The following is a 22,677-nucleotide window of genomic DNA, read 5'->3' on the forward strand; positions in this document are numbered from 1 at the left end:
GAATTATCTTCAGGAGATTTATGCCATAGATTTAATACTAAGACACAAATCATCGCTATTAAGTTCTAATAGTTGTGAATGTAAGCAGATAATACAGGGCAAAAATCTATCCTTTCTTAAAAACCAGACTAACCCAGTTTTCCTGCACTTTGCTTTTTATGAATTGTAAACGTAAAGATGTGGCTTTATTGACTATTAAAGGAATATCTTCACCATGAAACCCGCTTAAAATTAAGATTCCATCTGATAATAGCATATCGTTGTAGACCGGTATTTCTTCTAGAATTACGTTGCGGTTGATGTTTGCCAGTACTATATCGTATTGGCCTAAATGAGTGAAATTAGCGGCTGTTCCTAGCTGGCAATTAACAGTAACACTATTGAGTGAAGCATTTTCTAAAGTATTCTCAACTGACCAGTCTTCTACTTCGCAAGCGTCTACTTGTTGTGCTCCAAGCTTAATAGCCATAATTGAAAGTACGCCAGTACCACTACCTGCCTCAAAAACTTTTTTACCTACATGGTCAGTCTCCATTTGGTTTAACAACATAAGCTTGGTGGTTGCATGATGCCCAGTACCAAATGACATTTTGGGAGTTATAAGCAATTCATATTTATATGGCTTAGGAGGTTCGTGAAACTCTGCTCTTATCAAACAGTCGTCATTTACAAAAACCATATCATAATTGCTCTCCCAGAGCTTATTCCAGTTCTGCTTCTCTACTTCTTCAGACTGGTAACTTAATGAACCTAATGATGAATAAAAACCGAAGACCTCATCTACAGCATCTTCGTTAAATGCATCCTTTTCAACAGAAGCCTCAAAACCAGAATCTGTTTCTATAAAAGAATCAAATCCGTGTTCAGATAATTCTGCTATTAGTAAATCTGCTGCTTCCTCGTTACAGCTTACTTTTAAAAGGATATAACTCATTAGGCTTTTCTTTAATTAACTGCAATGCTAGTGTAAAACAAATGAAAATAAAATTTTGCTTTATAGATTATCTATTGCAGTGTGCTTCTACATCAACATCTGTATAATGTACAGTAAAATCTGCCAAGTTTCGATCTTCTACATAACAAATGGTAAATTCTGCAAATGCTTTGTTCTTTGTAAAAAACCAAAGTCCGGTATCATCTGCCATTAATTCATTTGTTTCTTTAAATACTATTAAATCTGCAGAGTATTCGTCTTCTTCGAGATATACACGATAAGTAGCTTCGAATACATTTTTCACTTCGAAAGCAGTACCATATACATCGCAAATTCCTGTTCGATCAGATTTTAGTTGCTCATTTTCTACTGGTAAGAAGCCAAGCAACATTGGCACTAACATAAAAAATAGCTTCATATATCAAGAAAGCAGGAAAACATTTTGTTTGTTCCCTGCTCTTTAAATTTTAGTTGAAAAAGATAAGTTCAAGAGAACTATTTTGTTCAAATTAATAAGATTTAGCTATGTCAATAAAATCTCTTGATTTTAAAGAAGCGCCACCGATTAATCCACCATCTACATCTGGACAAGCAAATAATTCTTCTGCATTAGAAGGCTTACAACTTCCACCGTATAGAATAGAAGTTTCTGCTGCTACTTCTGTTCCGTATTTCTTTTCTACTAATCCTCTAATAAATGCATGCATTTCTTGAGCTTGCTCGCTACTTGCAGTTTTACCAGTACCAATTGCCCATACAGGTTCGTATGCAATTACTACTTTAGAAAAGTCTTCAGCTGAAAGATGGAAAAGAGATTCTTCTAATTGAGAACCTACAATTTCTTCTTGTTTGTTAGCTTCTCTTTCGTCAAGTACCTCGCCACAGCAGAAAATTGGTAACATATCATTTGCTAAAACGATGTCTACTTTTTCTGCAAGTTCTTGGTTGCTTTCTTTAAAATACTCTCTACGCTCACTGTGTCCAAGAATTACATAATCGATTCCGTAAGACTTTAACATTGGTGCTGCTGTCTCACCTGTGTAAGCACCAGAAGTTTTAGTGTAGCAATTTTGCGCACCTACAAATACATTTGAAGAACTACCAACTAAACTTTTAACCTGAGATAAATGAATAAAAGGAGTACACATAATTAAAGTAACATCTGAGGGTACTTCGTCTTTTGTCATGTTTACCACTTCAGAAGCAAGTTTTTGTGCATCTTCTTTAAGCGTATTCATCTTCCAGTTTCCTGCTACAATTTTTTTTGCCATTTGATTTACTTTTTTTATTTATTTAAATAAGCCTGAAAACATTTACAGGCTAGAAAATTAATTTCTAATGTTAGTTTTACAATCCTCTACAAAAGTGTAGAATAAATAAGATGATTCAGAACTAAGTGCCAAAAAAGTTTATATGACAAAAAAAGAAAAAGTGGCTGAAATAATCAGAATATTGGATGAATTATATCCTGAAGTACCTATTCCTTTAGATCATCAGGATTCATACACTTTATTGATAGCAGTTTTACTTTCAGCACAATGTACTGATGCAAGAGTAAATAAAATTACACCTTTGCTTTTTGCCAGAGCAGATAATCCATACGATATGATTCTGCTTACTGTAGAAGAGATTAAGCAAATTATAAGACCGTGTGGGCTTTCTCCAATGAAGTCTAATGCCATATGGAATTTATCTAAAATTCTTATTGACAAGCATGGAGGCGAAGTACCAGATAATTTTAAAGATTTAGAAGCATTACCGGGAGTAGGACACAAAACAGCATCTGTGGTAATGTCTCAGGCTTTTGGGCAACCTGCTTTTCCAGTAGATACACACATACATAGATTAATGTATCGCTGGGGACTCTCAAACGGCAAAAGTGTAGAACAAACAGAAAAAGATGCAAAAAGACTTTTCCCTAAAGAAAAATGGAATAAGCTACACCTACAAATTATCTATTATGGCAGAGAGTATTGCCCAGCAAGAGGTTTTGTACTAGACAATTGCCCAATTACTAAAAAATTTGGTCGACAAAGTTTTATAGATAGCCTCAATAAAAAGCCCGTAAAGAAAAAGGCATAAAAAAAGCGAGTTTAACTGCTGGTTAAACTCGCAAAGAATTTACATTAATTGATAGAATACATTTATACTTTTTTCTTTTTCTTATCTGTTTTACTCAACATTTGAATAATCTTATCTTTATCATTCAATTGTTGTTTCAACTGTTCTACCTGATCTTTCAAATATTTTATCTCTAGGTCTTTAGAAACATTAGACTCTTTATCGTCTTCGTTCACTCTCACTGACGTAGAAGTACTTGTCGCTTCTTCTTTCCCTTTAAATTTTTCAAACAAATCGAACAAATCATCTAAACCTGGATTTCTACCATTATTTGCCTGCCTAAATTTATTAAAACCTCTAGTCATCATTTCTTTAATGAACTGCTGAATGAGGCCTTCCATGTTATCATCTTTTCTTTCCATAGTAATATCTTTTCGATGTATTTCTAAAATTTGTGACGCATAAAAATGTATTTCAGTTACACATCATACCATCACAATTGATTTATATCTATTTTAAATTAGTCTTTAATCTCTATATAGCTAATGTAAATGTTTCAAAACATATTAAAAGTTTTTATTTTATAACAAGTCTGAGAAATTTTCAAGCGGAAAAGATTTGTCATAAAAGGTACTATGCATAGTATAATACCAAGTTAACCCATTTTTATCTTATTTACAGCTATAACAATTTTTCGCTAAGTTTATATCCAATAAAAAACACTTTTTAGAAGTGAAATTTTTTTTCACACATTCTCGTAGAAAGCAGCGCTTTAGTAAACTCGAAAATTATTTAAATAATTTTCAGCAAAATAGTTACATTAAAAACTATATAGTTAGTAATCGAAACTATCAAATAAGTAACCAAGCTGAGTTTAACTCATTTGTAATTTTTGATACTGAAAGTACAGGCTTAAACCCTAAATCAGATTCACTTTTATCTATAGGAGCAGTTAAAGTAATTAATGGCAAAATTCTGCCTAAAGAAAGTATCGATTTATACTTTAATGATGAAATTGATAACACTAATTCACCTGTTCATATCCACCAGATTAGAAAAGCTGATTTAAAAAATAATGGTATTCCATTAAAAGATGGCTTAGAAGAATTTTTGAGATTTATAGGTAATTCTGTTTTAGTGGCTCACCATGCAAAATTCGATTGTGAATTAATTAATAAATACCTCGATCAGCTATTTGGTTTATACTTACTCAACCCAGTACTCGATACTCGAAAAATTGCTATTAGACTAGACAGGAAAGGAATGCATACTGATTCGGTGTCTGAAAAAAATTATAGCCTTGACCAATTGTGTAAAACCTTTAATATAACTCCTGTAAGTAGACATAATGCACTCGGAGATGCTTTTACAACTGCTATATTATTTCTCAAAATTTTAAAAAAATTAGAAATAAGGGATATAAAATTAAATAAGCTATTAATTTAGTTTGAACAATTTGATATCACTATTCATTTCTTATTAAGGGCTAATTTGTTTTACACCCTAGTTTTTTATGTAGAATAGTGACTTATTTTCTGGAATAAAAAACCCCCTTATTATTTACATTTTTACTATTCCAATAAACACTTATCGAATTTACTTAACTGACCTACAGTTAGTTACAGCTAATATTTTGATCAATTTTCAAACATTTTTTAAAGTAAAATGACTGAGCAAAAAGCGGATTTTAGAAACGACAATCTTTGGTATAAAGATGCCATTATTTACGAATTACACATCAAAGCATTTCAGGATAGTAATTCTGATGGTATCGGTGATTTTAAAGGACTCTTAAAAAGGTTAGACTACCTGCATGATCTCGGCATAACAGCAATTTGGCTATTACCATTTTACCCTTCTCCACAAAAAGATGGTGGGTACGACATCGCTGACTATTATAGCATTAATCCTTCCTACGGGAAAATAAAACACTTTAAAAAGTTTCTTGATAAGGCACATAAACTAGATATGAAAGTGATTACCGAGTTAGTTCTCAATCACACTTCAGATCAACATCCGTGGTTTCAGCGAGCAAGAAATTCACCTGCTGGCTCTAACTATCGCAATTATTATGTTTGGAGCGATTCTCAAGAAAAGTATAAAGATACGCGAATCATATTTCAAGATTTTGAAACCTCTAACTGGACATGGGATTCTGTAGCCAATGCTTATTACTGGCATAGATTTTACTCTCATCAGCCAGATTTAAACTTCGACCATCCAGAAGTACAAGAAGAAGTTTTTAATATCCTCGATTTTTGGCTAGACCTCGGTGTAGATGGATTTAGACTTGATGCAGTTCCATACCTATTCGAAAGAGAAGGTACTAACTGCGAGAACCTACCTGAAACACACGTGTTTCTCAAAAAACTCAGAAAACATATTGATGAGAAATATACCAATAAGATGTTTTTAGCTGAGGCTAATATGTGGCCAGAAGACTCTGCCGCTTATTTTGGTGATGGTGACGAATGCCACATGAATTACCACTTTCCAATAATGCCAAGGCTCTTTATGTCTTTAAAACTAGAAGACAGACACCCAATTATAGATATAATTGAACAAACACCTGCTATTCCAGAGAACTGCCAATGGGCAATGTTTCTCCGAAACCACGATGAGCTTACGCTTGAGATGGTAACCGATGAGGAACGAGATTATATGTACCGAGCTTACACCAAAGACTCAAAGGCAAAAATAAATCTGGGTATTAGACATAGACTAGCACCATTGCTTGACAATAACAGAAAAAAAATCGAGCTGATGAACTACCTGTTGTTTTCACTACCGGGAACACCTGTAATTTATTATGGTGATGAAATTGGAATGGGCGATAATATTTATCTGGGTGATAGAGATGGAGTAAGAACACCAATGCAATGGAGTTCAGACAGAAACGGCGGATTCTCACAAATCAATCCTCAGAAATTATACTTGCCTAATATCTCAGACCCTGAATACAGTTTTGATGCAGTAAATGTAGAGACTCAGCAAGACAACACATCTTCATTACTCTGGTGGATGAAAAGAGTAATTGATATGCGTAAAAGATATAAAGCATTTAGTAGAGGAAGCATTCAGTTTTTATCTCCAGACAATGCGAAAGTATTAGCTTTTGTAAGAAGTTATGAAAATCAACACATTCTGGTTTTGGCAAACTTATCTCGCTTTTCGCAAGGTGTAGAAATTGAATTAGATGAATTTGAAGATTACATTCCTGTTGACGTTTTTAGCCGCAATAAATTTCCAAAAATCACCAACAAACCATACCTATTTACTTTAGGGCCACACGGTTATTTTTGGTTTCAATTAAAAAATAGCAAACCGGGTATTCAAGATTTAATTCCTGATCTCGAAATTACCGGCATTCACTATAGCGATATTTTCAAGAAGAATAACCTTAAAATTCTTGAGCAAGAAATTATTCCAACTTACTTAAACAATAGTAAATGGTTCGAAGGTAAAGACAGAGTAATTAGAAAAGTAGTAATAAAGCAAAGACGTAACGTAAAGCTTTCCGACAGAAATGCCTTTATGCTTTATATGCATATAGAATTTAATGATGGCTTCCCTGAGTACTACTTATTACCTGTTTTAATAGTATCTGATGCAGAAAAAGAATCTCTAAACGGAAATACCAATGATAAAATAGTTGGAACATATTTTATTAATAATGAAAAATTCTGGATACTAGAAGCCGCAGTTTCGCCAAACTTTAGAGAAAAACTCATTTTTCAATTTTTCGACAATAAGAAACATAAAGGTGAATCTGTAGATATTCTCAAGTTTGCATTAAACGAAGGCGAAAAAGGACAAGTAGACACAAGTGAATTTATAGGTCATTCTAAATTGATTGATACAAGAAAAGGCAATACTGGTATCACTTATAGCAACAAGTATTTCCTTAAAATGTACAGAAGGCTAGACAAAGCCCCTAACCCCGATTATGAAACAGTTAAATTCTTAAGTGAAAATACAGATTTTCCTTATGTGCCTAAATTTAAAGGTGAAATAACTTGGGCAAATAATAACGACTTTGTTTCTGTAACCGGAATGCTACAAGAGTACATACCGAATCAAGGTAATGCTAAATTATATTTCGAAGATGTAATTAAGCGCTACTACGAAAGGGTATTTTCTGTAAGAAATAATTTTGATTGCCAAGACATAGAAGTTGAAGTATTTGAAGGTTTACCAGAAAAAGAAAAATACAACTGGTACGAAGAAGTAATCGGAAATGTGGTGATAGAACGTGCCTCATTACTTGGACTCATTACTGCACAATTACACCAAGAATTGGCTGCACATCCTCAGGTTATTGGCTTTGAGAGAGAGAACTTCTCCCTGCATTATCAGAAATCTTTATTTTCTGCGCTTCAATCTTCAATCAGACTTAATTTTCAACTAATTAATAAAAAAAGTCATCTGTTTTCAGAAGCTACACAGGAAGAACTCAATAAACTGGTTGAAAACAAAGACGCTATTGTAACACTGCTTAAAAAGTTACAAGACGATAAAATAGATACTTTAAAAACCAGAATTCATGGTAATCTGCATTTAGGAAATGTACTTTTTACTGGTAAAGACTTTTACATAAATGATTTTGAAGGAGATGCAACTAGAGCTTTTAGTGAGAAACGACTTAAAAAATCTCCACTGAAAGACATTGCTTCATTGTTAAGATCATTTCATTATGCTGCATATAATGCTATTTTCCATAAAGGTGTAGTAAGAACAGAGGATATACCTTTCTTAAAAGAGTGGAGCGACAAATGGTATAAGTATGTTGCAAACAGGATGTTAAACTCTTACTATGAGAATATGCACGATATGGCCATCTTACCTGAAGAAAAAGAGCAATTCCAATTCTTATTAGAAGTGTTCTTAATTGAAAGAGCTTTTTATGAATTAAAACTGGAAATACTTAGAGAATCTGATAAAGCTTGGTTACCAGCTCGTGCAATTAACGATTTAATAACCAAAGATTAATAAACATAAAAATTAAACTCAATTTTATAATTAATAAAACTGAAACTATTTATGGATATTAAAGAAGCATCAGAAATTCTAATTAGTCAACTTCAATCTTGGTACACTAACATTGTTGCCGGTATTCCAAATTTAATACTAGCAGTAATTGTGGTAATTTTATTTGGAGTACTTTCAAAAAAAATAAAAGCACTTACCAACAGACTTGTTTTCCGGTTTTCTAATAACGACTCGCTCGCAAGCCTTTCAGCTGTAGTTGCTGCTTACATAATTATTCTTGTAGGCATGTTTATAGGTTTAGATATTTTAAACCTAGACAAGGCTGTTACTTCATTACTGGCTGGTGCTGGTATTATTGGTTTAGCATTAGGTTTCGCATTTCAAGACCTTACTTCCAATTTTATCTCAGGAGTTTTTATTGCAGTACAAAGACCTATTCGTATTGGCGATGTAATCGAAACCAACGGCTTTTTTGGTCAAGTTAGAGCCATTAATATTCGCTCTACCATTATTTACAATTTTGCCGGGCAAGAAATTGAAATTCCCAGTAAAGATATTTTTCAGCAACCTATTTTAAATTATAGCAAAACAGGAGAGAGAAGAATGCAACTAAACTGCGGGGTCTCTTATGGAGATGATTTGCAAAAGGCACAAGATATAGCAATAGCTGCTATTAATACGCTTCCATTTTTACAAGAAGGCAAACCTGTTGAATTACATTACGATGGATTTGGCGATAGTAGCATTAACTTTAAAATATGGTATTGGCTAGATCAAGAAAAAGCTGGCCCGCCACATGCAGGAAGTGAAGCAATTAAAGCTGTTAAAAAAGCATTTGATGAAAACAATATTACTATTCCGTTCCCAATAAGAACATTGGAGCTAATGGACAGAAAAGAAATACTAGCCCCTTTTATGAAAAACGGAAATTAAGATAAATAAACACTCACATTATGAGCGTCTCTATTAGCTTAGAGACGCTTTTTTGTTGTTATTGAAATCAAATGCTATTTTTTTTTACATTAAATGTTATTTAATTAAACTTTTTATATATTTGAAAAATATTCAACATTTTTATTTACTCCGTAAATCTCTTACGTTTTGGTAATTTATTTTTGAATTAAACAAATCAATCTCTTATCAGATTATTTTTTTATTTATATTCCATGTAAAATTAAAATCCATCAGTAATGGCTACAGATAAAGATCAAAAGGAAAAATTAAAATCATTGGATTTAACAGTTGCGAAGCTGGAAAAAGATTTTGGTAAAGGCATTGTCATGAAACTGAATGATGATAATGTAGTAGATGTACCAAGTATCTCGACTGGCTCACTCGGACTTGATATAGCACTTGGAGTAGGAGGTTTCCCAAGAGGTAGAGTAATTGAAATTTACGGGCCTGAATCATCAGGTAAAACTACTTTGGCTTTACATACTATTGCTGAGGCTCAAAAGAAAGGCGGAATTGCAGCATTTGTTGATGCAGAACACGCTTTTGATAAAATATATGCAGAGAAACTTGGTATCGATATGGATAACCTATTAGTTTCTCAACCAGACCATGGTGAGCAAGCTCTTGAAGTAACCGAACACTTAGTTCGCTCTGGAGCAATTGATGTTATTGTGATTGACTCTGTTGCTGCACTTGTACCAAAAGCTGAGCTTGAAGGTGACATGGGAGATAGCAAAATGGGTTTGCAGGCAAGATTAATGTCTCAAGCACTTAGAAAATTAACAGGTTCTATTAATAAAACTAATTGCTGCTGCATCTTTATTAACCAGTTAAGGGAGAAAATAGGTGTTATGTTTGGTAACCCAGAAACTACCACTGGTGGTAATGCACTAAAATATTATGCCTCAGTAAGGTTAGATATTAGAAGAATTGGTGCAATTAAAGAATCTGCTGATAATATTACTGGTAACAGAACCAGAGTAAAAATTCAGAAAAACAAAGTAGCACCTCCATTTAAAGTAGTTGAATTTGATATTCTTTATGGAGAAGGAATTTCAAGAGCTGGTGAGATCTTAGATATGGCTGTAGATTTGGATATTGTGAAAAAAGCTGGATCTTGGTTCTCTTACAATTCAACAAAACTAGGGCAGGGTAGAGAAACAGTAAAAGAACTTATTAGAGATAACCCTGAATTAATGGAAGAATTAGAGAAGAAGGTAAAAGCTAAAATTAATGGTGAAGAGTTGCCAGAAGAAGCTGCTACCACAACCAAAAGTTAAATTACCGAAATTATATAAATAAAAAATACCTGCTCTATTTTATGAAGCAGGTATTTTATTTTTTTATCTAAATGATTTTATCTCATTCTTAAAGTTCTACCAATTCTTAAAACCGTGCTCCGGCTTATACCATTTAGCTTACAAAGTTTAGAAATGGATGTACCGTATCTTACAGCCAAACCAGAAAGTGTATCGCCCGATTTAATTCTATGGTAAACACTTTTGCTTCTATCAATTAACCCCTCATACTGTTTTGCAGTAAGCTCAAACTCTTTAAACATTAAAGTGTCTGTGTCAAAATCATACAAATATGTAGGGTCAAAAGCATGACCTTTGTAACGAGTTTCAAAATGTAAGTGTGGCCCTGTGCTTCTTCCTGTATTTCCGCCCCAACCGATTAGCTCACCAGCTTTCACTTCCTGACCAACTTCTACCAAGTATTTTGTTAAATGACCATATAATGTTTCAAGTCCATTTTCATGTCTGAGCATTATATAATAACCGTAACCACCCCAATTGTATTTGGCAATTCTAACAATACCATCAAAGGCAGCATAAACAGAATCACCTTTCTCCAAATCAAGGTCAGTACCGTGGTGCCATCTCCAACGACGTAAACCATACTTAGAATTTATTTTGGTAGATTTAATAGGAGGAGACCAGTTTTCTTCTTCGTATAACTTTAATAAAATAGTATCATTAAAGTTTTTAAGTTCATACTCATAAGGGTCTATATTCTTAGAATCCCATACACCAAAATATTCATCAGCTAATAAATACTTCATTGGGATAACAGTTTGCGAGTCGCTAAGTACTACAAACTCTTCTTCTTCACATGGAATTTCAACCTCTTTAATTACTGGCATTCTTAACTCTTCCAAAGCAGCTAATAGAAAAGTATCAGTTTTGTCTGAAAGGAATGGAATGATGTTATTTTGCAAGTATTCATCCTCACACATGTATTCGTTCTCCATCACAAAGTTATTGGCTAGCATGTTTGACTCGGCAGTCAATTCGCTATCTTCAGTTTCTAGCTTGTCATTATAAGCTAATAAGCTATCACTGTTTTTTTCTTTGGCTTTACCGATGGGGAAGATTCCTAAGAACTTTTTACTGCTTATTTTTCTCTGTGCAGCAGCTTGGTGATTTTGAAATAAAAGGAAAAAAAATAGAAGAAAAAATGAAATTTTCAGAGATTTACAAAAGGCACTTTCAGTATCCATATAATAAAATTCTTATTAAAGAAAACACTAAAAAATTTTAGTGATAAATGTTGTTTTCTCTGTGTTATTGGATGCCAAAAGTGCCGAAAATATTGTAAAATACCAAGATTTATTTTGAATAATGAAATATCTTAGATTGCAAGTTCTTTAGCAGCAAGATACCTTTCTGCTTCTAAAGCTGCCATACAGCCTGTACCAGCGGCAGTAATTGCCTGTCTGTAAACATTATCTTGAGCATCTCCCGAAGCAAATACTCCTTCAATATTCGTTTTGGTTGTACCATTTTCGGTTATAATGTAACCACTTTCATCCATGTTAAGCCAGCCTTTAAATATGTCGGTATTTGGTTGGTGACCAATCGCTACAAAAAAGCCAGTAACATCTAACACTCTTTTTTCACCTGTTATTCTGTTTACAACTCTTACACCTTCAACAGCTTCTTCACCTAAAACTTCGTCTGTCTCAGTATTCCAAAGAATTTCTACATTTTCAGCTTTTTCAACTCTTTGCTGCATAATATTAGAAGCTCTCATTTCATCTCTTCTCACTAACAGGTAAACTTTTTTACAAAGTTTTGACAAATAACTTGCTTCTTCAGCCGCAGTGTCACCACCACCAACAACAGCAACCTCTTGGCCTCTGAAGAAAAACCCGTCACAAACCGCACAAGCAGAAACACCTTTACTGTTTAACCTTTGCTCAGACTCCAAACCTAACCATTTGGCAGAGGCTCCAGTAGAAACGATTACAGTATCAGCTTCAATTTCGTCGCCATTGTCTACATAGGCAATATGTTTTGCGCCGGAAAAGTCAACTTTCGTAACCAAACCAAAACGTATATCAGCACCAAATCTTTTAGCTTGCTTCTGAAAATCCGTCATCATTTGTGGTCCCATTACACCATCAGGATAACCCGGATAATTTTCAACGTCTGTGGTAATTGTCAACTGGCCTCCTGGCTGGCCTCCCTGATATAAGATCGGGTTTAAGCCTGCACGAGATGCATAAATTGCAGCTGTATAACCTGCTGGTCCTGAACCAATAATCAGACATTTTGTACTTTCCTTTGCCATTTTATTTTATTTGATTATTTATAATTCTCTCAATATTCATTTTATGCGAATATTTTACAAAAATAAACTTATTTAAGTTCACTTACGCATACTCGTCTGTATCTAATGCTTCGAGTAAATCTGCCAGCTCATCAAAGTTATTTACTCCAGTCTTAATTTCTTCTGTCCCTTTTAGCGCAATACCCTTTGGATTAAAGCTTTCAACAAAAGAAACAATATCTTCAGAATCAAAATTAAAACCCCAATAAATACTATAATGTTCTTTTAATTTTTGTATCAGACTTTCGTCGTAATTTGAATATTTTCCAGCACACTCTAATACAAAAAAAGAAACTTTATATTTTAATGGTTCTAAAATATCTTTTGCAAAACTATCATTCAATTCTTCAGGCGAGATTTTAAATGATAGGATAGGAGTAATGCCTTTGCTTATATATGTATCGATAATTTGAGATGATGAAATTTCGATAGCATCTGTTTTGTAAGCCTCTGGATTCTCCAATACTTTAGCACTTGTAAATCCGACTATCTTAATTCCTGAAAGCCAGTCGGCAATTTCATTAATTTGTTCAACAGTTAAGGCCCCGTCTATATCCGACGAAACCGGCATGCTTATAAATTCGACCCCCATACCCGCACAATATCTTGCATCGTGAAGGTTTTTTACATTTCTAACTATTACATCTGTCTTAAGCATGATTTTATATGTTTACTTCCCGATTCTTAAAAACTAAAGCAAAAAAATAATGAACTCCTGATATTTCAAAAAAAATAGCTCAGCAATTAAGCCTATTCGTATTTATTAGATGAATGAAAAAAAAAATGAAAAAAAAACACATTTTTTCTTCCAAACTATTGCATGATTCAAATTGCATTAATACATTTGCATTCCCAATTGAAACATTCCTCCTTAGCTCAGTTGGTTAGAGCATCTGACTGTTAATCAGAGGGTCCTTGGTTCGAGCCCAAGAGGAGGAGCTAGAATAAATTTATTGTTATCAGATTTTACCTGAAAAAGTAACCCGATAAGCTTGTTATCGGGTTTTTTTATTGCCAACCCATAACACAATGTACACAATTATTGTTAACCAATAATTGTTACACAGTTTTTGGTTACAAAAATTGATATTTTAAATTCCCACCCCAATTTTTTTCAACCTAAAAAACAAAATTAATATGAAAGTATTATTCCGCGCCAGAAACGCAGGAAGGGGCATTGTTGTACTTTATTGCAGAATTACTATTAACAAAGTACGTACGAAATCTGATTTTTCAACCCATGTAAAACTACCAGCTAATGATTGGGATTCTAAAACACAATTATGTTCTCAAGAATATTTTGAGGACAACGAAAAACTAAGCAAAATAAAAAAGCAGATTAATACTATATATGACAAGCATATGCAACTAACAGGGAAACAACCTACAGCCGAAGTCATAAAGTATAAATTCTTTAAACAACTTGAAATTGAAAATTATTCAATTTTAAATGTCTTAAATCTTTTTTTAGATAGAATGAAAACAAATCCTTTAGTCAAAGAAGGAACCAAAAAAAAACATGAAGGACATCACAAAAAGATTGCAAAATACTTAGGTATGATAAAAGCTGAAAGTTTAGATCATCACCATTTAGATGACTTCTATAATTACCTAAGAACTATAGAAAATAATGGTCATAATACAGCAATTAGAACTATAGAATATTTAAAAAGATGTTTAAAAAATGCATTCGAAAAAGGATATTTAAGCTATTTCCCCTGCAACGATTATACAATTAAAAGAGATAGAAATCCGAAAAAAGCACATCTATCAAAAGATGAATTAAAACTTCTCATCAAATCTAAATTCAAAAATAATGCTCTCTGTGAAATTAGAGATGCATTTGTTTTTTGCTGTTATACAGGGTTAGATTATGGAGATTATATGAGCTTCTCAAAGGATTGGATAAAAGAAAAAAATGGAGAAAAATATATAGAGTATTCAAGAAAAAAGAGCGGTCAAAAAGGTTTCGTTAGACTCTTTGAAATTGCTGAATTCATTTTAGAAAAATACGATTACTGTCTACCAAAATTCGTAAATCAGAATTATAATAAATACATAAAGGAAGTATGTTTTTTAGCTGGTATACCTGAAAATAAATGTAATATAATCTCTACACATTCTGCTAGAGTAACTGCTGGTATGATATGGTTAAATGAAGGGATTAGCATGGAGACAGTGAGTAAAATGCTTGCACATGCAAGTGTTGTAACTACACAAAATCATTATGCAGAAATTACACTTGATACAATGTTAAAAGAAACAAAGAAAATTGCTTAATTAATCATTGTCCCCCTAGACCAATTCTAGGGGGACTTATCTAACAAGTTCAGCCTTTGGGATTACCTTCATTGCTTCAAAGAACTTCCATACGGTGTATTTATTTAAGCGCCCATCTGGCTACTACGTATCCTCGTGTTAGCTCCAGCAACCTTATTCAGCTTTATATAGATTAAGTGGAATCGAAATTAATATTTGAAATTAATAAATTTCACTCAATTAAAGGGGTGAAATAATTAATTTTAGATAGAACTATTTACAAGTATGGAACACGAAATTACAATATTAAAGAAATTTGCAAAGGCCAATCACAAAGGAGTAAAGCCTTGGGAATTACGCAAAAACGACCGCAATTATAAGGTGGGTGATTTTATTAAGTTTCATGTGATAGATGATGAGACAAAAGAGCCAACTGGATTTATATATAGAAGGAAAATAAAATACCTTTTTGAAGGTGGTGAGTATGGTCTTGAAAAAGGATATTGTATCATGACTCTTGAGTAGATAAAATAACAAGCATGAATATGCTCATGCATGAATATGCTTCATTTCTATAGAAATACAACCTGTATGTTATTAGACTGAAAAGCCCTCACTAAAAATTAGCGAAGGCTTTTTTTGTATATCTGTTTTTACGCTTAAAAAACTACTTATTTACACTATGAAATAAATTCAGGAATCATACCTCTCTATATATAAAGATAACGCTTTTTTATACTGACCTTTTTCAAGCAAGTTAAGTACTTCTTCATCAGAAACAATATCTAAATCGTCCAATTCAACAAAGTGGGTAAAAGTGCTTTTAGATAGCCCTCCATTTCTAAGACAATGACATGAAGTAAATGATAAGGCTTTTAAATGGTTAAGGTCACTGAGCTTATTAAAGTTTATTTTACTCCAATTGTAAACTACACTATAAAAGGCATAATCTCTGGGGTCATCTTCATTAACGCCCATGTATAAAATTGTCCCAGGAGGAACAAGTTCATTGATGATACTCTCAATCTCTAATTCGCTTTTTTCTTTCTGAATTAAGATATCATTTATTATCTGTTTTTGTTTGCCTAGTTTGCTCTTTATTAAATTCTTCTTTTCTTGATCCATTATTATTTTTTCTTGCAATTATAACATGCTATCGGTAAAGAAAATAACCAATTTAGACCAAAAAAGCATTTACTTCAGTAGGCAAAAGGCCATTCATAGTAAGGGTGATTTCCATGTTTTTCACTAAAAACTCATCCCCATCGATCCGGATTTTTTGAGTAGGTTTAAAATTGATAATGTCTAAAATGGATAAGTTCACCTCAAATTTTACATCTTTGGTTTTATCCATGAACTCAATAAACTCATTGTAAAAATTATTGATGATGCCATCTGTATAATCCCATCTAAGGGCAAAGCCAGGAAGTGATTCTCCATTTAATTTATAGTTGAATGAAGAGGCATAATAATATTGATTGCCTTCTATGCCAGGGGCATCCACTAAACCATGCCAATAGGCTATCATATTAGCATTGGATTCAGTTCTATCTAAGATGGGTAAAGCACATTTTGTGTCTAGTGATGGAATGAGTAAGAGTATTTGCCTTGAGAGCTCACATTCTAAACTAGAAAAGTCTTCATCTAAATATGGAATATCTGTTACCAGCTGGGCACTGCTATTTTCATTAAAAATGGTGTACACATGCTCTGGATCATAATCGTCTTCCTGATTTAAAATTCTCACCTTGTAACCACCTAAAGAAAAAGCATAAGCTTTTCTTTTTTCTTCAGCTATTTCAAGTACTGCCAGGGTATTATCATCAGGGTTTTCTACCAGCTTTGTAAAACTTTCTTCATAGGTGAAAGTCTGGGTGTTTTCTACAGGGAGTAACTTACTTTCTAGTTTTATGCCTCCCTCTCCAATGATATGGCTATTTCTAGGAGTAGCATATTTTTCCCAATAAGCATTTTCATTTTCTGCATCATATCGATTGATGTAAAAGAAGCCTTTTTCTATAACAAGTCGTATGTGATTGACATTTCCTTCGGTAGGGGTAGGCAAATTGTTTTCTGAAAGTACTTGCCCATCCCAAACCAGATCTGGGTTTGAAAGTGGATCATCATCAATTTCCGGAAAAATAAAATGAATACCCTGTTTTCTAAAATCACCTGGTGTGTTCTCTGGAAACTGTACTACTTTTTCTGTAAAATCAACTACCTCCTGACCAGTTAATACTTTCCTGATATTGTAAATGGAACATACTTTCTCTGTAGAGTTAAAATTCATGGTAGTACCTGTGAGTACCATAAAGGTTTTAATGAAATCTGCCACTGTTAAATCTGGTACATGGCAGTTGATATTAAAACTATCAGCTCTGGTGATACCATCATCTATTGCTTTAGATTCTCCATAGATAACTATTGGAGGGTCATAATTCACCTGGTACTTCTTTGCCTGGATGTAATTGGATATGGCTATTAAATTTTGAATATCTGGAGAGCTGGCTGAATACTCATCTTGTATGGAGTAAGCTTCAGTTTGAAACAAAACTTCTCTTAAAATAGCTACCAACCTAAAACATGGAATTTGAATATTGGAAAAATAACCTGAGTTGAGAAAGTTGGCAAAGCCATTATATCTTCTCCAGTCATCAGTAGCTGCCTGGTAACCAGTGAGCAAATCTTTTTTAATCTGGATCTCATCTAATGTGCGGTAAACAGGCATGACAAAATCCATATTATCAAAATCATAATCACCATACAAATCATCATCTACTGGCGAGTATTCCTTAGTTATCACCTCTTTTAACTTTTTACTGCCATGAGCAACCAGCTCTGCTGCACCTGCCTGAAAAAATGCTTTGTATTCTTTTCTACTGGCTTTGGTGATTTTAAAAATCCCCTTCTGGAATAACATGGATTGAAAATAAATCTCACAATCATATTCCTGGAAATAGTCGAAGGTGTTTGAAATCTCATCTGGAAAACCTAAGATTGATTTATTTCTTGAAGTAGCTGGAACGGTAAATTGGTAGGAATAAACGCCTTCAATCACCTCAAACTGAAATAAACCTGTAGGATTGTTAAAAGTGATTTTGGTATCTTGATAGAGATCTATTTTATAAGTTCTGACATTGATTTCAATCATCTCAAACCTGCGATTAAAAATGCATAATAGTATTTAAAAGTGATGGCATATTGGAATTGATCATCTGGTGGTAAGTCTGTTTTATTTTGATTGACTATACACCTAACTGCTTGATTTTCCTGTATTTCAAAAAGTTGCTTGACATGAAAAATATCTAACATCGATTCAAATTCATCTTTGGATAAATGCCCACTCGATACAGTAATGTGCAACTGGTTTTCAGTTTTATTTTGGGTGTATTCGCCATTGCTCAGGGAGTAATTATCATAGAGGTAATTCCTGAACATGGTATTGGAAACTTCTTCAATACTGCGATTAGATACACCTGTTGAAATAAAAGTTTCTAAGCCTCCATAAGAATTGAAATAGATGAATTGTCGTGGCCACTCACAGTTTTTGATTTTGGGTTTTAATACCAGGTTGATCGAAGGAAACTCAGTAATGCCCACTTCAATTTTAGTGATGGTCTTTTCTGGAGATTGATTAAAAAAATCAAATACATTGTCCCCAAATGGTAGCGTATAAAACTTAATGGCATCTAGAGTACCATAATCTTTGGAAAGTACTGTAGTTGTAGCATCTGAATAATGAATGGTTATATTCATATTACAGGTAGTTTCAACTGTAGGGATCAGGCTAATAAAATCCCTTTGTCCTGGAGTAATAGATCTTTCCAGATTCTTATTGGTTAAAAAAGGTTTACTTCTTGGATATAGACCTTGTTTGTTTAAATATTCTACAAAGTTGAAACCTCCTAAAATGGCAATCATGTTATCTGTTGAATTGTCATCAAATTCATTTTCAAATAAACCAGGAGCTCTCCAGGCAATATAGAATCTTCTGGCAGAATAAGGCATTTCTTGTGCAACTGAAGAGTTAACATCTGGGAGTTGATGCCTTAAAAAACTTTCAATTACATATTGCAAATTGAAGGTTACATTGCCATCATTGCCTGAATATTTGGTGGCATTGTATACATAACTAAAAGTTTCTGAAGTAGCTCCCTGGAGGTATAATCTAATTTCAATGCTGTAACCAGCTCCAGTAGGATGGTTTAAAGTAAAAGTTACTGGATTATACACATATACAAATTGATCTGGCTTTTCAACTAAGGTAACAATGCTCATAGCTTGGAATTTTGTTCTACATAATCAATATCATCTTCAAATTCCCGAACCTCTTTATAAATGATCTTGGCAGTTAGACTGGATCTCCAGGTATCTATTTTCTCCATGGTAGCATTGAACTTAGCATCTAATGCAATGATGGCACCAGCCAAATCATCATTTTTAGCCGTTTGTCCCTCCATAGAAATTTGTTTTCTTTTTTGATACCTCAAATCGGTATTGGTTCTTTTGGCTTCAATGATCCGTTCAAAATCGGCTACTTCTGGATCTTTTCTTAAATACTCAGGAATTACATATTCATTGGCATGGACTGCTCCAGTAACAGGACCATATTGATCTCGATAAAGTGCTTTGGAACCAGTATCACCCCCATAGAAAAATGATGGGGCAGACGGGATTTCTTCGGAGTCCATTAAGTTCTTTGCCTTTACCATATTGGCTAAAACCGTAGTGATTGCAGCGGCTACCTTGATGGCATAATCAATAGGGGTGAGAGATGATTGGGCATTCTTTGCAGTAACAGCTGCAATGGCACTACCTGTATCAATAGCAATCTGGGCAATGGTGAGGCCTTTTTGAAATTCCAGGTATTCTTGGTCATTATTTGCAGCTGCTTGCAATAGGCCAGCTTGTAACTGAGAAAAGGCATTAAACAAGGAATTCATGGCTTGCATGGATTCTTGGGTGTTCATTTCTCGATCCTTTAAACCAGCATTGTGGATGGCATTTAATTTCATTTGTTTGAGGGTTTCAATTTCCTCTTCTTCCAATCTTAATTCTTTGGCCATTTCAATTAAATGATCATAATGTTGCTGGATTTCATAAATCTCCCTTTCTCGATCATTTAAACCCATTTGGTAAATTTCATCTCTCAATTCATCTTGCTCCTCAGCTCTTTTTTGGGCTTCTTCTAGTCCTTTATAATGCCTGAGTTCTTTTTCTCTTTCAAGGGCTTCCTCAAATTTTTGATATTCTTCCAGTACTTTTTGTTGCTGTTTTTTTAGCTTTTCTAGCTCAGCCTCTCCCTTTTTTTCATCTATATCAAAAGGGCTGGTGCGGGATCCATCTGGATCCTCTTCTTTAGGGTTCAATCTTTCATCAGCCACCTTTTTCCAGTATTCCAAATCAGCTTTACTTTGCACTTCGTCATCTTGAGTTTGTTTAGACAGCTGCTCCATTAATTCTTGCCTGGATTTTAAAAGCAAGTTTGTTTGGTTTTCTACTTCAAACAAGTCTCTTTTTGCTTCCTGTACATCTGCAATGGCACTGTTCAAATCCCTCACATCAGAAAGGGCTACCTCATCATAGGACCTTCGGTTTCTAATCGCTTCTTGTCTTTCTTTTTGTAAGAAGATCAAAAACTCCTGATAGTTTTCCATTTCAGTCAGGTCATCTTGATAGGAGAACCTACCTGATTCAAAGTAGGATTGGTACTTACTTTCCACCTCAGCATTTTGTTTTCTAAGTGCTGCTTCAGCTTTAATCAGTTGGAGTCTTTTTTCCGCCACTATTTCATTTTGCTCGCTGATTTTCTCATCTTCTTTTTGCAAAATAATTTTATTGATGAGTTGATCATTGATTGCTTTTATGGTTCTGGCGAGCTCTTTATTGGTCGCTGTTTCTGCATCTATACCAGCAAAATAATCTGGGTATTCTTTGATTAATTCATTGATGAGCTTTACCCTGTCTTCTTGTTGAAGGTTTACATCATAGAGCCTATTTTTGGTTTCTATTAATTTTAACTGTTCATCCTCCAGCTTTTCAGAAAGTGGTATTTCAATATATTTAGCAACCCAAGACACCATGTTTTCGATTCCTTCCATGATTTGAGAGTTTACAAAAGCTCCTAGTAATCGCTTTTGAATTTTTTCAAGGTTTCCGGCTAGGTTATTATTCTTGATGTTGAATTCATCTGTTAAACTGGTAGCTTTTTCCATAGCCTGATTGGCTATTTCTTGTTTTGTTTTAAGCAGGTCTGTTTGCTTGGAAAGCAAGCTGATTACTTTGATGGATTCCTGAGTGCCAATCTTTAATTCCTTCATGGTTTCGGCTACTTGCACATTGGAAAGTCCTTTCATGGATTCGGCCAGTTGTATGAGCATTTGATTGGGATCTGTATTGAGCAATTCCTTAAACTCGTCTGTGCTTAATCCCATTTGTATGGCAAATTTCTCAGATTGTTCTCCAGCTTTTAGTAAGATATTGGATAAACCTCCAGCTGCTATTTCAGCGGTGAGTCCTAATTCTTCAAAGGCAGCTGCATAACCTAAGGTTTCATCAATTCGGGGAGCTAAATCTCCTAAGGCACCTAACCTTTGAGTAAAATCTGCTACCACTGGAGCTGAAGCAGAGCCTGAGGCTGCTAGGTCATTAATGGCACTACCGATTTGATTAATGGCTTCATCAGGCTTGAGTCTTTTAGTTTCTTTAAACAGGTTTTGAAGTTTGCCTAGCTTGGTGGCCACCACATCAGCTCCTCCTCCAAAATCATCTCCTAATGAAACTACAGCTTTGTCTACTGCTTCAGTAAAGGCAAATACATCTTCTTTTGCAATACCTAACTGGCCAGCTACAGTGGCAATTTCTCTTAATTCTTTTCTTGATGTTCTTGTATCAATTTCTTTGAAGGCTTCATCCAGCTCTTTGACTTCTTCAAGGGTCATCCCAGTTTTTTTCTGGATATCTGAAAGTTCATCAGAGAGTTGGGCATTTTGATTGATAAAACTGGAAAGGCCTTCTTTGATTAAATCTGTGGCTAAGTTAGCAGCGGCAAAGATCCCAAATGTTTTCAGGCTTTTGTTTAAGCTAAGAAAAGAGTTGTTTAGATCCAGTGCTTCATTTTTTAGGTTCTTGAGCCTTTTATCTGCCTGTTGGAACTCTCTTGATTTGCGGACAAAATCTTCACTGCCTTTTTCAGCTCGTTGCAATTCATTCCATAGCTTGGTGACTTCTTTTCTTGTGCCCTTAATCGTTCCATCAGATTCTTTGGTATTAATAAATAAGTTAACACGCTTATTGGTGGTATTTTTATCCATACTTTTTATCAATTAGCAGGATAATTTTAAAAGGGAATCCTTTAAGAAAAAAGGACGAGAAATCTACCTGATTAGAATACGTCTGGCATTAATTGTAGCCAGCTCATCACCAAGTTCTTCAGCCAGTTTAGAAACATTTTCTTCAATGATGGGATTAAACCAGGCTTTTTGTAAGGATTTAGCTCTACGACTACCCACAGGTCTTCCTTTTCCAACTCCTTTTTCTACAAATACACCATATCTGGGAAATCGAAAGGCAACGCGATCGGCAATGCCCTCTTTTTTAGAAACTCTTGCTAGTATCTTTTTTTGCAAAGTACCTGTATCTGCAATGCCTTTTTGCTGAAGAGAAAGTTTTAATTGCTGTTTGGTTAATTTACTCCAGCTACTTACTGTTTGATTTAATCCTTCATAATCTTTCATAGAGCAAAATATCTAGTTTGAAATACTCAAAATCAGCTTGATGGCTGATCATGTAGTTGAACATATTAACTTGGCTTGAAAGACTTAAATTGACATAGTCTAACAAGCTAATTGATCTAATTTGATAAT

19 protein-coding genes and 1 tRNA gene are annotated in these 22,677 nt (G+C 34.0%); 8 read left to right on the top strand and 12 right to left on the bottom strand.

All coding sequences use genetic code 11. The features are described 5' to 3' along the window. Positions 1-106: 106 nt before the first annotated feature. The 3 genes from prmA to tpiA form a co-directional block, all read right to left on the bottom strand. Complete coding sequence (gene prmA / locus OQ292_RS08795) at positions 107-934, bottom strand: 50S ribosomal protein L11 methyltransferase (RefSeq protein WP_284685691.1); 828 nt, start codon at positions 932-934, stop codon at positions 107-109. A 67-nt stretch (positions 935-1,001) separates the two neighbouring features. Then, on the bottom strand, positions 1,002-1,352 hold the full coding sequence (locus OQ292_RS08800) for a 7(1) septoil knot domain-containing protein (RefSeq protein ID WP_284685692.1): 351 nt from the start codon (positions 1,350-1,352) through the stop codon (positions 1,002-1,004). 91 nt (positions 1,353-1,443) lie between these two features. Continuing rightward, positions 1,444-2,205 (bottom strand): triose-phosphate isomerase, encoded by a 762-nt coding sequence (gene tpiA, locus OQ292_RS08805; protein ID WP_284685693.1) that lies wholly within the window; start codon positions 2,203-2,205, stop codon positions 1,444-1,446. Between the two features lie 142 nt (positions 2,206-2,347). Between tpiA and nth the strand changes: the two genes are divergently transcribed. Beyond that, positions 2,348-3,016, top strand: a complete 669-nt coding sequence (gene nth, locus OQ292_RS08810; protein WP_284685694.1) for an endonuclease III — start codon at positions 2,348-2,350, stop codon at positions 3,014-3,016. Between the two features lie 62 nt (positions 3,017-3,078). Here nth and OQ292_RS08815 read toward each other — a convergent pair whose 3' ends face one another. Beyond that, a complete protein-coding gene (locus tag OQ292_RS08815; RefSeq protein WP_284685695.1) occupies positions 3,079-3,417 on the bottom strand; it encodes a hypothetical protein in 339 nt (112 codons plus the stop codon). A 310-nt stretch (positions 3,418-3,727) separates the two neighbouring features. On the opposite strand from OQ292_RS08815, the gene OQ292_RS08820 reads away from it, so the two are divergent. From OQ292_RS08820 to recA, 4 genes are all read left to right on the top strand, one after another. Next, positions 3,728-4,441, top strand: coding sequence for a 3'-5' exonuclease (locus OQ292_RS08820; RefSeq protein WP_284685696.1), 714 nt, complete (start codon positions 3,728-3,730; stop codon positions 4,439-4,441). Positions 4,442-4,660: 219 nt separating this feature from the next. After that, positions 4,661-7,984: a maltose alpha-D-glucosyltransferase gene (gene treS, locus OQ292_RS08825; protein WP_284685697.1), complete on the top strand. Its 3,324-nt coding sequence runs from the start codon at positions 4,661-4,663 to the stop codon at positions 7,982-7,984. A 51-nt stretch (positions 7,985-8,035) separates the two neighbouring features. After that, positions 8,036-8,917: a mechanosensitive ion channel family protein gene (locus tag OQ292_RS08830; RefSeq protein WP_284685698.1), complete on the top strand. Its 882-nt coding sequence runs from the start codon at positions 8,036-8,038 to the stop codon at positions 8,915-8,917. A 257-nt stretch (positions 8,918-9,174) separates the two neighbouring features. Then, positions 9,175-10,218 (top strand): recombinase RecA, encoded by a 1,044-nt coding sequence (gene recA, locus OQ292_RS08835; RefSeq protein ID WP_284685699.1) that lies wholly within the window; start codon positions 9,175-9,177, stop codon positions 10,216-10,218. A 77-nt stretch (positions 10,219-10,295) separates the two neighbouring features. Here recA and OQ292_RS08840 read toward each other — a convergent pair whose 3' ends face one another. From OQ292_RS08840 to OQ292_RS08850, 3 genes are all read right to left on the bottom strand, one after another. Further along, the gene (locus tag OQ292_RS08840) at positions 10,296-11,441 is read right to left on the bottom strand and encodes a peptidoglycan DD-metalloendopeptidase family protein (RefSeq protein WP_284685700.1); all 1,146 of its coding nucleotides are present in this window, start codon (positions 11,439-11,441) and stop codon (positions 10,296-10,298) included. 131 nt (positions 11,442-11,572) lie between these two features. After that, positions 11,573-12,514, bottom strand: coding sequence for a thioredoxin-disulfide reductase (gene trxB, locus OQ292_RS08845; RefSeq protein WP_284685701.1), 942 nt, complete (start codon positions 12,512-12,514; stop codon positions 11,573-11,575). An 82-nt stretch (positions 12,515-12,596) separates the two neighbouring features. Further along, positions 12,597-13,211, bottom strand: coding sequence for a hypothetical protein (locus tag OQ292_RS08850; protein WP_284685702.1), 615 nt, complete (start codon positions 13,209-13,211; stop codon positions 12,597-12,599). Positions 13,212-13,418: 207 nt separating this feature from the next. Here OQ292_RS08850 and OQ292_RS08855 point away from each other — a divergent pair. The 3 genes from OQ292_RS08855 (at position 13,419) to OQ292_RS08865 (ending at position 15,337) form a co-directional block, all read left to right on the top strand. After that, a tRNA-Asn gene (locus OQ292_RS08855) sits at positions 13,419-13,492 on the top strand. 198 nt (positions 13,493-13,690) lie between these two features. After that, complete coding sequence (locus OQ292_RS08860) at positions 13,691-14,833, top strand: site-specific integrase (RefSeq protein ID WP_284685703.1); 1,143 nt, start codon at positions 13,691-13,693, stop codon at positions 14,831-14,833. A 264-nt stretch (positions 14,834-15,097) separates the two neighbouring features. Then, entirely contained in the window at positions 15,098-15,337 is a 240-nt protein-coding gene (locus tag OQ292_RS08865; protein WP_284685704.1) for a DUF3850 domain-containing protein, read from the top strand. Between the two features lie 168 nt (positions 15,338-15,505). Here the strand turns inward: OQ292_RS08865 and OQ292_RS08870 are convergent, their stop codons facing one another. From OQ292_RS08870 to OQ292_RS08890, 5 genes are all read right to left on the bottom strand, one after another. Then, on the bottom strand, positions 15,506-15,937 hold the full coding sequence (locus OQ292_RS08870) for a hypothetical protein (protein ID WP_284685705.1): 432 nt from the start codon (positions 15,935-15,937) through the stop codon (positions 15,506-15,508). 52 nt (positions 15,938-15,989) lie between these two features. Beyond that, the gene (locus tag OQ292_RS08875; protein ID WP_284685706.1) at positions 15,990-17,963 is read right to left on the bottom strand and encodes a hypothetical protein; all 1,974 of its coding nucleotides are present in this window, start codon (positions 17,961-17,963) and stop codon (positions 15,990-15,992) included. Next, the gene (locus tag OQ292_RS08880; RefSeq protein WP_284685707.1) at positions 17,960-19,090 is read right to left on the bottom strand and encodes a hypothetical protein; all 1,131 of its coding nucleotides are present in this window, start codon (positions 19,088-19,090) and stop codon (positions 17,960-17,962) included. The genes OQ292_RS08875 and OQ292_RS08880 overlap by 4 nt, the downstream gene beginning before the upstream one ends. Continuing rightward, positions 19,087-22,125, bottom strand: coding sequence for a phage tail tape measure protein (locus OQ292_RS08885; RefSeq protein WP_284685708.1), 3,039 nt, complete (start codon positions 22,123-22,125; stop codon positions 19,087-19,089). Before OQ292_RS08885 ends, OQ292_RS08880 begins: the two co-directional genes overlap by 4 nt. 63 nt (positions 22,126-22,188) lie before the next feature. After that, positions 22,189-22,548, bottom strand: coding sequence for a hypothetical protein (locus OQ292_RS08890; RefSeq protein ID WP_284685709.1), 360 nt, complete (start codon positions 22,546-22,548; stop codon positions 22,189-22,191). Positions 22,549-22,677 lie beyond the last annotated feature (129 nt).

The sequence above is a fragment of the Chondrinema litorale genome (genome assembly GCF_026250525.1).
Taxonomy (GTDB): Bacteria; Bacteroidota; Bacteroidia; order Cytophagales; family Flammeovirgaceae; genus Chondrinema; species Chondrinema litorale.

Coding starts and splice junctions, on each gene's coding strand:
- prmA (WP_284685691.1), bottom strand. CDS start 934: ATGAGTTATATCCTTTTAAAAGTAAGCTGTAACGAGGAAGCAGCAGAT.
- OQ292_RS08800 (WP_284685692.1), bottom strand. CDS start 1,352: ATGAAGCTATTTTTTATGTTAGTGCCAATGTTGCTTGGCTTCTTACCA.
- tpiA (WP_284685693.1), bottom strand. CDS start 2,205: ATGGCAAAAAAAATTGTAGCAGGAAACTGGAAGATGAATACGCTTAAA.
- nth (WP_284685694.1), top strand. CDS start 2,348: ATGACAAAAAAAGAAAAAGTGGCTGAAATAATCAGAATATTGGATGAA.
- OQ292_RS08815 (WP_284685695.1), bottom strand. CDS start 3,417: ATGGAAAGAAAAGATGATAACATGGAAGGCCTCATTCAGCAGTTCATT.
- treS (WP_284685697.1), top strand. CDS start 4,661: ATGACTGAGCAAAAAGCGGATTTTAGAAACGACAATCTTTGGTATAAA.
- OQ292_RS08830 (WP_284685698.1), top strand. CDS start 8,036: ATGGATATTAAAGAAGCATCAGAAATTCTAATTAGTCAACTTCAATCT.
- recA (WP_284685699.1), top strand. CDS start 9,175: ATGGCTACAGATAAAGATCAAAAGGAAAAATTAAAATCATTGGATTTA.
- OQ292_RS08840 (WP_284685700.1), bottom strand. CDS start 11,441: ATGGATACTGAAAGTGCCTTTTGTAAATCTCTGAAAATTTCATTTTTT.
- trxB (WP_284685701.1), bottom strand. CDS start 12,514: ATGGCAAAGGAAAGTACAAAATGTCTGATTATTGGTTCAGGACCAGCA.
- OQ292_RS08850 (WP_284685702.1), bottom strand. CDS start 13,211: ATGCTTAAGACAGATGTAATAGTTAGAAATGTAAAAAACCTTCACGAT.
- OQ292_RS08860 (WP_284685703.1), top strand. CDS start 13,691: ATGAAAGTATTATTCCGCGCCAGAAACGCAGGAAGGGGCATTGTTGTA.
- OQ292_RS08865 (WP_284685704.1), top strand. CDS start 15,098: ATGGAACACGAAATTACAATATTAAAGAAATTTGCAAAGGCCAATCAC.
- OQ292_RS08870 (WP_284685705.1), bottom strand. CDS start 15,937: ATGGATCAAGAAAAGAAGAATTTAATAAAGAGCAAACTAGGCAAACAA.
- OQ292_RS08875 (WP_284685706.1), bottom strand. CDS start 17,963: ATGATTGAAATCAATGTCAGAACTTATAAAATAGATCTCTATCAAGAT.
- OQ292_RS08880 (WP_284685707.1), bottom strand. CDS start 19,090: ATGAGCATTGTTACCTTAGTTGAAAAGCCAGATCAATTTGTATATGTG.
- OQ292_RS08885 (WP_284685708.1), bottom strand. CDS start 22,125: ATGGATAAAAATACCACCAATAAGCGTGTTAACTTATTTATTAATACC.
- OQ292_RS08890 (WP_284685709.1), bottom strand. CDS start 22,548: ATGAAAGATTATGAAGGATTAAATCAAACAGTAAGTAGCTGGAGTAAA.